This is a genomic window from Ignavibacteriales bacterium (genome assembly GCA_016709765.1).
Lineage (GTDB): Bacteria > Bacteroidota > Ignavibacteria > Ignavibacteriales > Ignavibacteriaceae > IGN3.
The window spans coordinates 302,847-319,011 of the sequence record JADJMD010000008.1; the positions used below are offsets into that span (position 1 = coordinate 302,847).

Here is a 16,165-nt window from a genome sequence, read left to right on the forward strand (position 1 = left end):
TCTGGCACCAATATCATCACGATGTACATGTGCAACTGTATGTTCTTGAGAACTCACTTAACCTCCTGAGTTTTTAGAGAGTCAACTTCATTTTGTTTGTATTGGTATGGTGTATCTGTTACTACCGGAATGTCAATAAAATTTTCGTGAATTGGCGGAGTTTCAATTTGCCATTCAAGTGTTTCCCCACCCCAAATATTTCTTTCAGTAGTTTTTTTACCACTCAACAAAGATTTTATAAGATTGCCGAACATTATTAGAATTCCGGCAACAACTATCCACGATCCAATAGTTGAGATTACATGATAGGTCTGGAATTCCGGAAGATAATCATAATATCTTCTTGGCATTCCAAGCCATCCCATAATAAACATCGGAAAATATAGAGTGTTAAATCCAACGAACAAATGCCAGAAAGCTACTTTACTAACTCGTTCATTATACATCTTTCCAAACATTTTTGGAAACCAGTAGTGCAGTGCTGCAAACAATCCAAAACCTGTTCCACCAAACATTACATAGTGAAAATGTGCAACGATAAAAGATGTATCGTGAATCATGATATCAACAGAAAGAACACCTTGCATAATTCCAGTTAATCCACCTATGGTAAATTGGAATATAAATGCAAGAACGAAAAGTAAAGGTGTTGAGAGTTCGATTGATCCTTTATAAAGAGTTGCAGTCCAATTAAAAACTTTTATTGCACTTGGAATTGCTACAACCATAGTCAGTAAAGAAAAAATAAATTGTCCTGTGTTGCTCATTCCGGCTGTAAACATATGATGTGCCCAGACTAGTGATCCGAAAACTGCAATTGCAACACTTGATAAAGCGATAAATTTATATCCAAAAATTGTTCGTCTCGCAAAAACAGGAATAATTTCAGAAACAACACCCATCGCAGGAAGAATCATAATATAAACTGCCGGATGAGAATAAATCCAAAATAAATGCTGAAATAAAACAGGATCGCCGCCAAGAGCAGGATCAAATAAACCAACACCAAAAGCTCTTTCAATAATCACTAAGAGCAATGTGATACCAATTATTGGGGTAGCTAATACTTGAACCCATGCTGTGGAATAGAATGACCAAACAGAAAGTGGCATTTTAAACCAAGTCATCCCCGGAGCTTTCAATCGATGCACTGTGGTTACAAAATTTAATCCAGTAAGTATCGAGGAAAAACCTAAAACAAAGGCAGCAAACAAAGCCAAGCTAACATTTGTACCTGTTCTTACGCTATAAGGGATATAAAACGTCCACCCAGTATCGATAGGACCGCCAGGTAATAGTATTGAAGTAACAGCAAGCAGACCACCGATAACATATAAATACCATATGACAATAAATTTAACCTTGGAAAAGAAACATCTTTAGCACCAATCAATATTGGAAGAAAGAAGTTTCCGAATACAGCTGGAATGCCAGGAATAACAAACAGGAAAATCATAATTACACCGTGCAGTGTAAAAAATGAATTATAGGTTTGAGCATCCATTATGGTTCTGCCCGGTGCAATTAGTTCTAATCGCATTAGAAATCCAAAAGTAACACCCACCATAAAAAAAGAAAGTATTGCAATAAGGTATAATATTCCTATTCTTTTATGATCGGTTGAAAGAATCCAACCAAGCAAACCTTTATGCTTTCCTTGATAATCCAAAAAACTTGGATGCGTTCCGTTTGCAGGAACTGCAATTGCTTCACTCATTTATAAAATTACCTCGCTTTAATAAAATCTTTTTTAGGTTTAACACGTAAGTACACGATAAAAATTCCAACTAAAAATAAAATTCCAAATCCAAATATTCTTGTAAAGTTAAGAACATAAGTTTGTCCTTCAGGGTCATAGCTAAAACAGAACTGTAAAACTTTTGCAATAGTTGGTGTTACTTTTCCTTCTGATGTTTCAATAACCGACATTTTAAAATCAAAAGGTAATATTCCAAATCCACTTCTTTCAGAAAAACTTGGGAAAAGATATCTGCAAATTTTTCCGGTGTTATCCACAAAAATAAACGCACCAGAATGTAAAAATTCTTTGCCTTGCCTCTTAAAATAGAATCCTGAAGCATCAGCAACTTTTTTTATTGTTGCACTATCCCCTGTTAAAAATCTCCAGCTTTCAGGAGGAATATTTTTATCAAGAACTTTTAAGAATGTCTGTTTGCGTATAGAAGCATCTTTCGAAGTTTCAAGCTGATCCATACTTATCACAACAATATTATAATCAACACCCAATACTAAATCTGACTTATTAATAATATCAGACAATTCCATCAAAAGCGGACTGCAAATCCCAGGACAATTATAATAAACAAAAGCAAGAACTGTCGGTTTTGTAAATAGATCTTTTAATAAAACCTTGTTACCGTTTTCATCAACAAATGATTCTTGTAAGGGTATTGATTTACCAAGTTGCTCATCAATTCCTACTTCTATTTTTTTATCATCTGCTTTAACAATAAATGCAAAAACAAAAAAGATAATCGATAAAAAAAATATTTTCATAAATACTAAACTTAAATCAATTTTAACATAAAACTATAAAGAGAATTCCATTCATCATTCTTAAGATTAAATACAAAACCATTAAATCCGTTTTGATTAACATTATTTATTACAACGCTTACAAAATTATTTTCATTCTGTTTCCAGCCCGTATTATTTGTAAGAAAAGAGATTGCAATTTTTTTATTCTTTACAACTTTTGTAAAAACACTATATCCATTTTCTGTTTTATATTTATTAATCGTAGATAGGACTGTATCAATTCTATTATTTACAGACTTGTTTTCTTCGATCGTTAAAAAACTTGCACTCTTAACCGGTATTTGTGCAGGAAGCTGCAAGCCGACGGATAAATTATAAGTAGCATCCAAAGCTTGCAAGTCACCATCAGAATCTGCAGCAGGATTTGGGATAAAACTTGTTCTTATAAAATGAGCTAAAGCAAATTTTTGTTGAGGTAATAAAAATTCATAAGCGATCATAGCACTAGGCGGTAATCCCTCTTGCAGTGTTGTGTAAATATTAGATAATTTTGTTCCATTTTTCCAATTATCCTTAGAGGTAAAATTTCTTGGCGCTGGATTTAATCCCATTGACGCAGTACCTCCACCAACTCCGTTTTCTCCATGGCAGGAAGCACAATTTGTTTTATATAATTTTTCACCTTCGGCTAATAATTCAGGAGTTGAATTTTTTACATCCATAATATTAATTGGTGGAACATCCATTGCATTCTTAACTTGTAAATCAGAAACGATGGTTGTATCAGATAGTACCGGAGGAACACTCTGTCTTGAAATGTTTTCAAGATTTTGAACGTAATAAATGCCAATAATTATTCCGACAACAATTATGTAGGGATATAACATTCCAAAAACTGCGCCCGGGTTTTGAGTAACACCAGCAATCTTATTTTTTATCCCTGAAATATAATCTTTCATATTAAACCTTAAATCTCATTTTTTTTAGAGATGAAAATCAATTCCTCTTTTTAATTTTGGATCACCAATTGGTATCAAGTTTTCCTTTTTAGCTTTATAGTAAAAAACCAGAATAACTAAGCCTGTACCTGCTATTGGAAAAACTAAATCAATCCAACTAAAATAATAACCGTTTTTCATAGAGCCCATGTTTGGCATGATAAGCCAGAACAAATCAAACAAGTGTGCAAATAGTAGCCAAACTGCTATAAATTTTAATCTTTTAGGATTCATTTTTGATGGCTGACTAAGTAACGCAAAATATGGGACAAGAAAATGTATCACTACTAAACCAAGTGAAAAGAAAACCCACCCACCATTCCAGCGAGTTATAAACCAAAAAGTTTCTTCCGGCAGATCAGCATACCAGATTAACATGAATTGAGAGAAGGCTATGTATGCCCAGAAGTTAATAAAAGCAAATAGCAGCGCACCCAAACTGAAAAGATGATCATCATTCATCCATTCGCCGAAGTAACCTTTTTCTTTTAGCTTTACGATCACAAAAGTAATTGCAGCTAAAGCAGCAACAACAGTTCCGCCAAAGAAATAAACTCCAAAAATTGTAGAGAACCAATGTGGTTCAAGACTCATCATAAAATCTATTGCTGTAAATGTTAGGCTTAAAGCAAACACAGGAATAAAGATAGCAGCCAGACGAATATTCTTTTTTGTAAGTGTTTGATCTTTTGAAAGATCTTGCTTTCTGGAATTTTTAGTCATCACCCAATAGAACAAACTCCACAATCCGATAAACACAAACGTTCTAATGATAAAAAAAGTAATATTTAGATACGGTGCTTTGCCTTGTAAGATTTTATCATCCGCAACAGCTTCTTTATGCGCCCAATGAAACAGATCGTGATTGAATATTAATAGTGGAACAACAAGAACTAGTAGAACCGGTAAAAGTGCGGCAAAGAATTCTATAATCCTTCTAAAAGGAGTGCTCCAATCAGCACCAGCGATATATTCTAATGCAATCAGAAATAATGATCCAAGCCCGATACTAACAATCATCAGATAAGTAACAAGGTAATTAAATATTGCTCTTTCCTGATCAACAAAAAAAGCAAGCAATGATAACGCTGAACCAACGGCAAAAAGTATAAGTCCAATCTTTGATAAACCGGCGGGTAAATCTTTTTTCTGGTAATGAAAATCAGTTTGTGACATTGCTACCGGTCTCCTTATTCATCTCAATTAAATCAGAGTCGCTTGCATTTTTAGCTCTCTGCAAAACTCTTACATAATTTACGATTGCCCATCTTTCCTCTCTTGTAATTTGAGAAGCATAAGAAGGCATTACATTTTGTCCGTTGGTTATAATGTGATATATCATACCATCACTAAAATCTCTTGCACGTCTAGAATGCAAAGTTGGTGGATTCGGAAATTGTCCTCTAAGTCTGCTGTCACCATCCGCAAAATAACCATGGCAGGGGGAGCAATATGTAAAGAACTTTGCTTTACCAAGTGCAATGTTTTCTTTTGTTGGCAATGTTGGATTTGATAAAACTTCGGTTGGATTTGTTTGACCCATATATGGATAAGGAATAAATCCTTTTGCAACTGTTCCCTCTACTGGTGTTCTCATTCCACGTCCATCTGTAAAAAGTTCACTGGGTTTTTGTGGATTAAGTTTATCTTGATCCATCATCCAATTGTAAGGTGTCATATAAATAAGTTTATTCAGCGTCACATAAGTGCCACCAGAAACAACAATAGCTACTCCAATCAGAAACATTATAAACTTTGGCTGAAAGATAGGATAAGCAACATCTTCGGGGAAATAGATAACTTCAATCTTTAAAGGATTTAAGTTTTTCAAAAAATCCATTACAGCATTTTCATCAAACTTTGCATCGGTTGATTCGATTACGATGCCATACTTATCGTAAGAAACGCTCTTCATATATTCTGTATCGTGCAATGGATGTTTATTATCCGGCAGTCTAAAGAACAATGCAATCATGGCGATAACTGTTGAAACAGTTGCAAGTAAAACCGTGAGCTCAAATGTAACGGGTATAAATGCAGGTAGAGCAAAAAATGGTTTGCCACCGATTACCAATGGATAATCAACCGACATTGTCCAGTACATTAAAAATAATGCAATTACGGCTCCTGATAATCCCATTATGAGTGTAATAAAACCCAACTTTGATGGTTTAATCTTCATGGCCGCATCCATACCATGAACCGGATACGGAGTGTTTACATCAAATTGAGTATAACCGGATTTCGTAACCTTTTTTGCTGCATTAATAATCTCATCAGGAGTTTTAAAAGTTGCTGCAATACCAAATATTTTTTGATTATTATTCATGATCAGCACCTCCGTGTAGAGTTGGCTGAGCACCATCAGAAACAGCTTTAACTTCCGAAATTGAAACGACTGGTAGTGATTTTGTAAACAGTATAACTAAAGTGAAAAATAAACCAAAGCTTCCAAGCAAGATTCCCAGATCAAAAATTGTTGGCCTGTAATATGCCCAGCTTGACGGTAAAAAATCCCGGCTTAATGATGTAACTGTTATTACAAATCTTTCAAACCACATTCCAACATTTACCAATATTACAATCACCATCATTGCTGGAACAGATCTTCTAATCTTTTTGAACCAGAAAAATTGTGGAACAATAACATTGCAGCTGACCATAATCCAGTAAGCCCAGGCATAAGGACCAAATGCTCTGTTAATAAATACAAAAGTTTCGGCTTGTACACCGCTGTACCAGGCAATAAAAAACTCCATTGCGTATGCATAACCAACCATCATTCCAGTTAACAAAATTACTTTATTCATTTTTTCAAGATGGTCTAAAGTAATTATATGCTGTAGATCAAATATCTTTCTAACAAAAACAAGAACTGTAACAACCATTGCAAATCCAGAGAAAATAGCGCCTGCTACAAAGTATGGTGGAAAGATTGTTGTATGCCAGCCTGGCAAAATTGAAACAGCAAAATCAAAACTTACAATTGTGTGAACAGAAAGAACTAACGGTGTGGCAAATCCTGCAAGTAAAATATAAGATTTTTCGTAATGCGTCCAATGTCTATTTGAATGTCTCCAACCAAGAGAAAATATTGAGTAAATAGTTTTTCTTATCTTTGATGCCGTACGATCTCTCATCGTTGCAAAATCAGGAATCAAACCAACGTACCAAAAAACAAATGAAACTGTAAAATATGTTGAAACTGCAAAAACATCCCAAACAAGTGGCGAAGTAAAGTTAACCCATAAACCATGCTGGTTTGGATATGGTAACAAATAACCTGCTAACCATGGACGACCAGTGTGGATGACAGGAAATATTCCTGCGCACATAACTGCAAAAATTGTCATTGCTTCAGCAAACCTTGCAATACCGGTACGCCACTTTTGTCTTAATAAAAACAGGATTGCAGAAATCAATGTTCCTGCGTGTCCGATACCAACCCAGAATACAAAATTAACAATAGGGAAAGCCCAACCCACAGGTTGATTATTTCCCCAAAGTCCGGTTCCATAATAAAGGCTAAACGCTAAAAAGATTGCACCCGTAAGCAGCAAGGAAACGGAAATGGAAAGCGCGATAAAATATTTTTTATTCGGCTTTGTATCCATTGGTTTCGCTACCAGCTCTTCAATTTGAGCAACGGTTAACCTTCCGGCTACAGTGGGAGCCTCATGGGAGTAATCGATATTCACTATACTTCCTCCGAGTGGATGTTTCTTAGTTTAGCTATGTATGTAACATTTGGTTTGATGTTAAGTTCTTCAAGAACATAATAGCCAAGCTCATGATTTCTATATTTATAAAATTCTGACTCTTTATCATTTATATCTCCAAAATGAATTGCGTTTGATCCGCAAGAATCTTGGCAGGCAGTAGTAACATCGCTTCCTTTAAGTGTTCGAGTTTCATGTGTTGCATCTGCTCTTGCTTCAGAAATTCTTTGAACACAGAAAGTACATTTTTCCATCACTCCGCGTGATCTAACAGTAACTTCAGGATTATGCATTAAGGCAAGAATAGGACTTTCCTGATAACTGTCTCTAAAATGATCTCTGAAATTGAAGAAGTTAAATCTTCTCACTTTGAATGGACAGTTGTTAGAACAATATCTTGTTCCTACGCAGCGGTTATAAACCATTTGATTCAAACCATCTGGGCTATGATTTGTTGCAACTACAGGACAAACATTTTCACAAGGGGCTTGATCGCAATGTTGACAAAGCATAGGCTGAATGCTTACGCTTGGTTCATCTGCAGTGCCGGAATAATATCTATCAATTCTTAACCATTGCATTTCCCTGCTTTTTAGAACCTGATCTTTTCCAACAACAGGAATATTATTTTCTACATTACAAGCAACAACACAATCGCCACAGCCGGTACATTTATTAAGATCGATTGCCATTCCCCATTTCAAATCATTATATGGATGCGGGTCATAAACACTAATTAGTTCACCGTGATGTTTTTCTTTAATCACGTGTGAGTTTTTAATGTATCCGGCAACTGTAGATTCCTGTATAATATTTCTTGATTTGTGTAAATCCTGTACTTTTGGATCATCAAAAGCATGATGTTCCTGAGATGAAGCTAATTCGTATGTATCTCCTGTTTTCTTAATAGAAGCGTTTGTAAAAATCCAATTAGAAAAATTTGATGTTTTGGATAATAATTGATTTACATTAAATCCAACATTGGTTGCAACTGTACCTGAATAATTTTTTCCATAACCAGATTCGATCGTTATGACTCCATCAGCAGAACCTGCTTGCATAAAGACAGGAAGTGAAAGTTTGCGATTACCAACAGTAATCTCAACCATATCATTATTTTTTAATCCTAAATCTTTACATGTTTTTTCTGAAACGGCAGCATAATTATCCCACGTAATTTTAGAAACTGGATGAGGCAATTCCTGCAACCAACCGTTGTGAGCAAATCTTCCATCAGCTAAAGAATAATTTTCTTTGATGACAATTGTATGTCCACTAATATTTGCTGCACTTCCGCCTAATAATCCAGTAGTATTTGCTAATAAGGATGGTAATGAAACTGATTCGTTAGTTAAGACAATTCCGTCATGCAGAGCGCCAAGCCAAAATCGTTTAAAATCTAATTTAGAATTAAGTTTAGGGTATATCGAATCTTCCCAATTCTTCATTAAAAATTCATGATAAAGCATTTCAGAATAGTTGTCCGCAGTTCCGCCTAACCAGGTTAACAGAATTGCTTCTTTTTGTCTTGTTTCGTTAATTGGTGCTATAACAGGCTGCTGCAATGAAATAACACTTGTGCGTAATTTTGCGTCACCCCAACTTTCAAAGTTGTGATTTATTGGTAAGACAAAATTACTTAGATGAGTTGTTTCATTTTCTCTTTCGGAAAGACTTACAACCAATCCAACTTTACCTAGAGCATCTTTGTAACCAAGATCATTTGAAAAATGGTAAACAGGATCGCAATCAAAATGCACTATTGCTGCAATATTTCCATCTTTCATTTTTTGTGTAAGTGATTCTAAATCCTGTAATGATGAATAATCCACCAACCTGTTTGCAGCAGAATCATTTCTAAACATTGCTGTATTTCCAAGCGCTTCATTTAACAAGTTAACAGCTATCTGAACATTTTCTGGTAAAGAGTTTCCAGCATCTATTATTGCTTTACCTTTATTGGAAGCTAAATCAGAAACTAAATGATTTAATATTTCTTTTTTAAGACTATATTTTGAGGCAAATGTGTTTAAAGAAAAACCAAAAGTGTTTACCGAAAACTTTAATACACCTTTATTACCAAGTTCATTCATTAAACTCATCACAAATTCATATTGTGCTTCTGGTCTTAATCGTAATCTATAATCAGCATTTATACCTGTAATTGTTAAACTGCTATCCACACAATAAAGTCTGCTAAAAGATTTTGTTTCAACATCTCTTCCTTCAGCAAATAATCTTGCAGTTTCAACTCTGTTACCTTCTGTCCCAAGAAAGTCAGACTCAAGTGATAAAATTACTTTTGCTTCATTCCATCTTACTAAAGGATAATTTGCAAAACCATGTGTTTTGTTCCAAGCCGAATTCTTCACTGAATTGTTAAACAACTCATAAGAATAAATTTTTGTAGTGGGATATTTTGCTTTAAAATCCTCCATCACTTTTAATGAGGTTGGCGAAGTAACAGTGTGTGTTACAAGTGCGATTTCTTTACTTCCAGCAAAAGACAACGCCGCTATTATGTCTGTATCTGCCGATTTCCAGCTAACAGAATTAAAAATACCATCTCGTTGTTTTAGTGGGCTCTTTAATCTTTCAGGATCATAAAGATTTAATATGCTTGCCTGCCCTTTTGCACAGATTTTTCCTTGGTTTACGGGATGATCCGGATTTCCATCAACCTTAATCGGTCGGCCTTCACGAGTCTTGATTAAGATACCGCAAGCATTTGCGCAAGATGTACATGTTGATGAATAATAATTTGGTTTGCCAACTGTTATTTCTTCAGGTTTATTGTTATAAGGAACAATCTCACCTTTATCACGATAATCTGTGCAAGCTGTTCCGGCTAATGCCGCTGATGCCCCAAGTAAAGCAAGAAATTTTCTTCTTGATAAACCTGATAATCCTGCTGGAGAAAAATCATCAGTAACGCCTTCTTTAAACTCGTGATTTTTTGCTTCCAGAACATCTGGATCATCGTGGAGCGCTTCAAAACTTCTCCAATAATTAACATCAGGTGTTTGATTTTGTGATGAATTTGTTTGATCAGCGTTAAACTCAGACATTCTTTTCACCTACTTTTTTTCTACTAACTGCAAGCGGATTAATTTTTACTTCAATTTTATTTTTCAAAATACCAGACTGTTTAGAAAAGTATTTCATTGGAAATGAATTATAAATTGCAAATCCAACAGCGCCCAAAGAGATTGATGTAAAAAAAATTTTTCTATTCATACCAACTTTACTTTATTGATTTTGAAATAATCATTATCTATGACAAGCGGAACAATATTCCGGACCAGGTTTTATTTTGTCTTTTAACTCAGGTAATTTATCGTGTGCATTTCTGTGACAATTTAAACAGCTACCCATAGTAAATGAGTTCATTTGCCCAACTTTTTCCATTTGAGTAATTTCACCATGACAGGCTGTACAATCAATCCCCTTATTTACGTGAACGGAATGGTTGAAGTATGCATAATCAGGCACTTTGTGGATTCTCTTCCATCTCAAAGGTTTGCCATCGCGATAATACTCTGTGAGTTTAATAATTTCAGGTTTATCTTTACGCGCAACGGTGTGGCAGTTCATACAAGTCGCAACAGCAGGAACCATTGCGTGTCTTGATTTTTCAACACCGACATGGCAGTACTTACAATCAATTTTCATATCGCCGGCATGTAGTTTATGCGAATATGCAATCGGTTGCTCTGGCGTATACCCGATTCCATCTCTTTCAGCTCTAGAGATATAATACGTAAGTGTAAATGAAGCAACAACTACGAACAAGGTAACAGGTAATCTGTTTCTAAAAATATAATCCAGAAAAGATTTTTTCATCAATATCCCTTTTACTATTTAGGGCAAAATATTAAAATATATATTATTAACAGGAACAATTTCCTGAATCTTCATTAACTATTATTTCGATTAAATTTCGCGGATTACACAGGGAAAAAAGTAGGTTTTCCCTAATTGATAGCTACCAATTAATTCTTAATTTGACTGCTCAAAATTATAAATTAATGCTTTTAAAACAAACGAATCCATTAAATATCAAAAATAAGTTTTTCACTTGAATAAAAAGATCATAGGATTGATAAAATCAATTGTTTGCATCGATAATATTTGATTAGGGTTCCAAGAGTGCTAATCTAGTCAAATTAAATAATTAATATCACAAAAAACTATAAAAGTCTTTTTAGGATTTGATAGGTTATAAAGCCTGAACCAATAATCATAAATATATATAGCATAATCACTAATAGTGAAGCTGAAGTAATTCTGAGGATTGTTAATGATCCCCTTCAACCACATTGTTTGCAGCGATAATACTTATAGAATGAAATATTATTAATAAATTTTTCTTTCAGACCTCTGCTGTGGGATCGCATTATGGTACCCAAACTTTTACAAGACGGACAACTATTAAATGTTGGGTTTATCCTATAAAAGGCTTTGTATCTACGAAAAAATGATTTAATACAATCTTATAAAATATTAATTGGATTTTCCATTACTTAACAATTTGGAATAATTCTCATTGTCTTTAAATAATGCAAGAGCAGTCTTGAATTGCTTATCAAACTTTAATCTTTCTTTTATTCCACTCTGATTTCCTGAGTACCTTTGAGCAAGTTCAATTCTAAGAGCTTCTAAAATTTCCGTTTTACTATCAGCAAAATCATCTTCAAACAATGTTTTTATTTCAGAATTTAATTTTTCAAGTGTCTTGTTTAAATTTTTCGTGTTATGATTTTCATCCAAGTGTTTAACAATTTCATTTATCTTTTTTTCAACATCAGATTCATATTTGTAATCAGAATCTAAAAGATACTTCTTAAAATCAGAGACAACTTTCTCATCATTTAATTTTCTAAAATCTAAATTTTTATTTTCGTAATAATATTTATCTGCAAAGCTAAACAAAGTACCTTTAGCCAAAAGATCTTTCAATAGATCGCTTTCAATTGAGTTAACCACTGTTGTGTCTGGTGTAATTCCACCCGCACTGTAAACAACTCTTTGGTTATCAGTTGCAAACTCATCTTTTTTTAATGAATCTGGGTCAGGAATAACTTGATTATCTTTCGAATAATCAATCTTCTGAATACATCTACCGCTTGGGGTGTAATATTTTGCAGTAGTTACCTTTAAAGAAGTATTAAAACTTAGTGGAGTTATGGTTTGTACTAATCCTTTACCAAAAGATTGAGTCCCAAGTATGACGCCTCTATCATGATCTTGTATTGCCCCAGCAACAATTTCTGAGGCTGATGCACTGTTACCATTAACTAAAATAATAAGTTTTTCATTACCAACGAGCGGTTCTTCTAATGCAAAATATTTTTTTTCACTATTTGGATCTTTTCCACGTGTTGATACGATGAGCAAATCTTTCTTTAAAAATTTGTCACAAATATCAACCGCAACATCTAATAATCCACCAGGATTTCCTCTAAGATCCAAAACGATTGAATTAATTTCTTTTTTATCTTTCAATTGTTTTAATGCACTTCTTACTTCATCACCCGCGGAACGACTAAAGTTTGATAATTTAAGATAAACATTGTTGGAATTTTCAGGATAGAAATCTGCAAAGAGAAGATTTTTAACAATTACTTCTTCACGAACAAGATTAAAAATTAAAGTGTCTTTTTCTCCGGCTCTCAATATTTTTAATTGAACAGCCGTTCCAGGTTCACCTTTAACGAGTGAAGAAATATCATCTAATTTTTCAGGCGTAACTTTTGTATCTCCAACAGATTCGACAACATCACCAATTCTTATTCCCTGATTTTGTGCTGAGTAACCATCTATCACCTCAAGTATTGTAACTTTATCATTCCTAACACCAATTGATATTCCTACTCCACCGTATTTTCCATTAGTAAGCAGGTCAATATCTTCTTGATTTTTTTCATCGATAAAAACTGTGTAAGGATCAAGCTTACTTAACATACCCTTAATACCAGCGCGCATAAATTCTTGAGGATCAACTTCATCCACATAATTAAAAGAAATTTCTTTATAAACTTTACCAAAAAGTTCAAGATTTTTACTTATCTCAAAGTAGATGTCACTTTTACTTACAACAAATCCAAAAGTAAATAGCACTATAATTGTTAGCGCTGATATTAATATTATTCTTCGTGACTTCATTTATTTATTACCTTCAAGTGATTTGATTGCATTAATAATCTGTTCATTTATCTCTTTGATATTCTGTGTACCGTCAATAACTCTAAAACGTTTTTCTTTCTTTGACAAGTAAAGATAGCCTTCTCTTACTCTTTCGTAAAAAGTATTATCCGATACTTCAATTCTATCCAAATCTGAATGTGAAACACTGCGTTTTCGTTCACTAGCAATTTCATTTGGAATATCGATAAAGAATGTAATATCGGGTATTGTATTTCCGATTGCAAGATGATGAATATTGAGAATAGCATCAACAGACAAACCTCTCCCAAATCCTTGATATGCAGTTGATGAATCGTGAAATCGATCTGAAATTACATAGTATCCTTTTTGCAAAAACGGACGAATAACTTCTCTAACTAACTGCGCCCTACTTGCTGAGAACAAAAATATTTCTGTTTCCATAACCATAGCGTTATTTTTTTTATCAAGCAGAATTTCCCTTATCTTTTCAGAAATTTCCGTTCCGCCTGGTTCTCTAATTAAATAAACTTCTTTGTTTTGTTCTACAAGGTAATCCTTCAATAATTTTACTTGGGTGGATTTTCCACAGAAATCTATTCCTTCAAAAGTTATGAACATAAAACTGATTGCCTTTATTTACAAAAAATAAACGACTTAAAACTATTCGAAAGTTTTAATTATATAATTAAGCCGCACAGGTTTGATAAAAACTAACTGAGTGTTTTTGGGAAGTACAATTTTCGGTTGCACACTACCAAGTGTATCGTAAACAATTTCCCTGTAGTCAATAGCAGCACTAATTTCTTCTGGATTGATTTTTCCGAGAATATTAATTCCGCCCCTTAAACTGCAATTAATTGTGTTTGGAATTAAAACAACATCACGATCTTTCGGCAAACCTTCAATATTAACTTTTATATTCTCAAATGTTTTTTCGACAATCCGTTGAACATCAAAAGTAAGCTCAGCTTTATTTTGTTCTAACTTAAAACCAGTCGGTTCTTCAATATCAGCTATCATATTCAACCTGGTATCCAATGATGAAAGTGTAACTAACTTAGTTTTAATGGTTGATGTGTTATCAAGTACACTTGATGGACCAGCGACAAGTATGGAATCAGGATATATTCTGATTGGTGTTGCTAAACCATATTCCTCCCCAAAAGTCAAATCTGTTTGCGCTTCGAGCTTTAATTTTTTGAATTTAATTTTTTCAACATTAAAAGAAATTTGTCGTGGAATTATTTCTGTAATTGATAAACCTGCATTTAACCATGTGTTTTCATTTATTTCATTAATTGGATCAACTTTAATCAATCCGCTATCCATATTAGCGGATACTGAATAATCCGATTGTGAGCCAAGGTAAAGTGATAAAAGCTGCCAGCCTTTTGCTTTTAATTTTAATGAAATCGCTTCAGGACTTATAACTCCGCAAGTATATCCTGTTGGCTGATTTACAACTTTAACATTAAAATCCATTGAAGTAAAAAAATCATCAGACAAAGTAACAGAACCCCAAATGAGTATTGAGAACAGTACCGACAATACTATTATGTTAATTTTACTTTTCACAATTTAAATTAATTATTCTTAATATTTTTAAACAATTCAACAAGTTCATTCCTGTTTGCGCGAGAAATTTCTCTGCCCTTAATGGGGAAATTGGGAAATGCTCTTGCATAATGTCTAAGCTTATGTACGTTCATCTGGCTAATGGCATCAAAATTAATTTCACTTTTTTCATTTAACTGAATTTTATTATTTGCTTTTTCTTTTTTCTTTTTAGATTGTGCCCCTATATCGTTTGTTTTATTTTCTTTGCTTCCTAATCCAAGCGCTTCAATACGTAACCGTTCGATAGTGCTTATTGGTTTCGTTGTTTCTGTTTCTTTATCAATCTCTTCACTAGTTTTATCAAATTCTGTTTTAACATCTTCAACTTTTATCGTTGATGAATTATCTTTTATTTTATTTTCCTGATTTGATTGATCCTTAGATTTAAGGACTTTATGGATCGGAGTGATTTTTGTTACTTGCAATGGTTTAGATTTTTCACGTTTAGATTCAGTTTTTGGTTTTACATTTGTAGTTGGAATGTTATTAGAATTTTTATTTAATATTTGATCACTCGAAATTATCTTCGTAACAGAATCAGTTTCATTTAATGTTTTAGATTCTTCATCAGTAGGAAACAAATCACTAAAAATATCTAATAAAACTTTGCTAGGATTATCGACAACGGAAAATGAATAAATTTCTCCCACTCGCCTGCCGGCCTCAGTCCCACTTTCGATTGCGGTTTTTACGTATTCTGAATCACCACTTACTGCTAAAGTTACTAAACCGTTCTCAAGTTTATGTATACCTAAAATTTTTACTGGGGAATTTTTAAGTATCACATCTGCTGCTTCAATTAAAGCGACAAGTCCTTTTGATTCTATTAATCCAATTGAGTTTGACATAATTATTATTTTTTTACTCCAACAATGGAAAACAAATTTTTATGAGGAAGCGGAATCACGTGTGAGCTTCGAAATTCATTTGTTGAAACAATCGCATCTGCTCCATAAACAATCGCACGTTTGATTGCTCCCAAATCACCTCTTAAAAATATTGTAACTATTCCATCACCTAAAAGCTTCTTTCCGATAATATTCACAAGTTTTTCTTTCTGAATACCTTCTAAAGCTTTTAAGGATGAAGATACGCTACTTGTTTCAAAAACACCTAAAGACTCAAAAACCATTTATTTGCTCCCGATGCAGATTTTGATAAGAA

Annotated in this window: 13 protein-coding genes and 1 pseudogene; all 14 read right to left on the reverse strand. The window is 33.6% G+C overall.

Annotated features, from left to right (window positions below):
- Nucleotides 1-53: 53 nt before the first annotated feature.
- Nucleotides 54-1,717 (reverse strand): annotated as a pseudogene (ctaD, locus tag IPJ23_02750) (cytochrome c oxidase subunit I).
- 8 nt (nucleotides 1,718-1,725) lie between these two features.
- Nucleotides 1,726-2,517, reverse strand: a complete 792-nt coding sequence (locus IPJ23_02755) for an SCO family protein (GenBank protein MBK7629635.1) — start codon at nucleotides 2,515-2,517, stop codon at nucleotides 1,726-1,728.
- An 11-nt stretch (nucleotides 2,518-2,528) separates the two neighbouring features.
- Nucleotides 2,529-3,458 (reverse strand): cytochrome c, encoded by a 930-nt coding sequence (locus IPJ23_02760; GenBank protein MBK7629636.1) that lies wholly within the window; start codon nucleotides 3,456-3,458, stop codon nucleotides 2,529-2,531.
- Nucleotides 3,459-3,482: 24 nt separating this feature from the next.
- The gene (locus IPJ23_02765; GenBank protein ID MBK7629637.1) at nucleotides 3,483-4,517 is read right to left on the reverse strand and encodes a quinol:cytochrome C oxidoreductase; all 1,035 of its coding nucleotides are present in this window, start codon (nucleotides 4,515-4,517) and stop codon (nucleotides 3,483-3,485) included.
- Nucleotides 4,518-4,659: 142 nt separating this feature from the next.
- Nucleotides 4,660-5,826: a DUF3341 domain-containing protein gene (locus IPJ23_02770; protein MBK7629638.1), complete on the reverse strand. Its 1,167-nt coding sequence runs from the start codon at nucleotides 5,824-5,826 to the stop codon at nucleotides 4,660-4,662.
- Nucleotides 5,819-7,111, reverse strand: a complete 1,293-nt coding sequence (gene nrfD / locus IPJ23_02775; protein MBK7629639.1) for a polysulfide reductase NrfD — start codon at nucleotides 7,109-7,111, stop codon at nucleotides 5,819-5,821. Before nrfD ends, IPJ23_02770 begins: the two co-directional genes overlap by 8 nt.
- An 83-nt stretch (nucleotides 7,112-7,194) precedes the next feature.
- Complete coding sequence (locus tag IPJ23_02780; GenBank protein MBK7629640.1) at nucleotides 7,195-10,284, reverse strand: TAT-variant-translocated molybdopterin oxidoreductase; 3,090 nt, start codon at nucleotides 10,282-10,284, stop codon at nucleotides 7,195-7,197.
- A complete protein-coding gene (locus IPJ23_02785; protein MBK7629641.1) occupies nucleotides 10,277-10,453 on the reverse strand; it encodes a hypothetical protein in 177 nt (58 codons plus the stop codon). The genes IPJ23_02780 and IPJ23_02785 overlap by 8 nt, the downstream gene beginning before the upstream one ends.
- Nucleotides 10,454-10,486: 33 nt before the next feature.
- The gene (locus tag IPJ23_02790) at nucleotides 10,487-11,059 is read right to left on the reverse strand and encodes a cytochrome c3 family protein (GenBank protein MBK7629642.1); all 573 of its coding nucleotides are present in this window, start codon (nucleotides 11,057-11,059) and stop codon (nucleotides 10,487-10,489) included.
- A gap of 660 nt (nucleotides 11,060-11,719) precedes the next feature.
- The gene (locus IPJ23_02795) at nucleotides 11,720-13,381 is read right to left on the reverse strand and encodes a S41 family peptidase (protein MBK7629643.1); all 1,662 of its coding nucleotides are present in this window, start codon (nucleotides 13,379-13,381) and stop codon (nucleotides 11,720-11,722) included.
- Nucleotides 13,382-14,002 (reverse strand): dTMP kinase, encoded by a 621-nt coding sequence (gene tmk, locus IPJ23_02800; protein MBK7629644.1) that lies wholly within the window; start codon nucleotides 14,000-14,002, stop codon nucleotides 13,382-13,384.
- A 42-nt stretch (nucleotides 14,003-14,044) separates the two neighbouring features.
- Nucleotides 14,045-14,959: a hypothetical protein gene (locus IPJ23_02805; protein MBK7629645.1), complete on the reverse strand. Its 915-nt coding sequence runs from the start codon at nucleotides 14,957-14,959 to the stop codon at nucleotides 14,045-14,047.
- A gap of 8 nt (nucleotides 14,960-14,967) precedes the next feature.
- Nucleotides 14,968-15,849 (reverse strand): BMC domain-containing protein, encoded by an 882-nt coding sequence (locus tag IPJ23_02810; GenBank protein MBK7629646.1) that lies wholly within the window; start codon nucleotides 15,847-15,849, stop codon nucleotides 14,968-14,970.
- 5 nt (nucleotides 15,850-15,854) lie between these two features.
- Nucleotides 15,855-16,133 (reverse strand): BMC domain-containing protein, encoded by a 279-nt coding sequence (locus tag IPJ23_02815; protein MBK7629647.1) that lies wholly within the window; start codon nucleotides 16,131-16,133, stop codon nucleotides 15,855-15,857.
- Nucleotides 16,134-16,165 lie beyond the last annotated feature (32 nt).

What these genes read in the sequence shown, in the direction of transcription:
- IPJ23_02770 (MBK7629638.1), bottom strand. Translation starts at nt 5,826, where the DNA reads ATGAATAATAATCAAAAAATATTTGGTATTGCAGCAACTTTTAAAACT.
- IPJ23_02815 (MBK7629647.1), bottom strand. Translation starts at nt 16,133, where the DNA reads ATGGTTTTTGAGTCTTTAGGTGTTTTTGAAACAAGTAGCGTATCTTCA.
- IPJ23_02810 (MBK7629646.1), bottom strand. Translation starts at nt 15,849, where the DNA reads ATGTCAAACTCAATTGGATTAATAGAATCAAAAGGACTTGTCGCTTTA.
- IPJ23_02760 (MBK7629636.1), bottom strand. Translation starts at nt 3,458, where the DNA reads ATGAAAGATTATATTTCAGGGATAAAAAATAAGATTGCTGGTGTTACT.
- tmk (MBK7629644.1), bottom strand. Translation starts at nt 14,002, where the DNA reads ATGTTCATAACTTTTGAAGGAATAGATTTCTGTGGAAAATCCACCCAA.
- IPJ23_02780 (MBK7629640.1), bottom strand. Translation starts at nt 10,284, where the DNA reads ATGTCTGAGTTTAACGCTGATCAAACAAATTCATCACAAAATCAAACA.
- IPJ23_02790 (MBK7629642.1), bottom strand. Translation starts at nt 11,059, where the DNA reads ATGAAAAAATCTTTTCTGGATTATATTTTTAGAAACAGATTACCTGTT.
- IPJ23_02795 (MBK7629643.1), bottom strand. Translation starts at nt 13,381, where the DNA reads ATGAAGTCACGAAGAATAATATTAATATCAGCGCTAACAATTATAGTG.
- IPJ23_02765 (MBK7629637.1), bottom strand. Translation starts at nt 4,517, where the DNA reads ATGATTGTTAGTATCGGGCTTGGATCATTATTTCTGATTGCATTAGAA.
- IPJ23_02755 (MBK7629635.1), bottom strand. Translation starts at nt 2,517, where the DNA reads ATGAAAATATTTTTTTTATCGATTATCTTTTTTGTTTTTGCATTTATT.
- nrfD (MBK7629639.1), bottom strand. Translation starts at nt 7,111, where the DNA reads ATGGATACAAAGCCGAATAAAAAATATTTTATCGCGCTTTCCATTTCC.
- IPJ23_02785 (MBK7629641.1), bottom strand. Translation starts at nt 10,453, where the DNA reads ATGAATAGAAAAATTTTTTTTACATCAATCTCTTTGGGCGCTGTTGGA.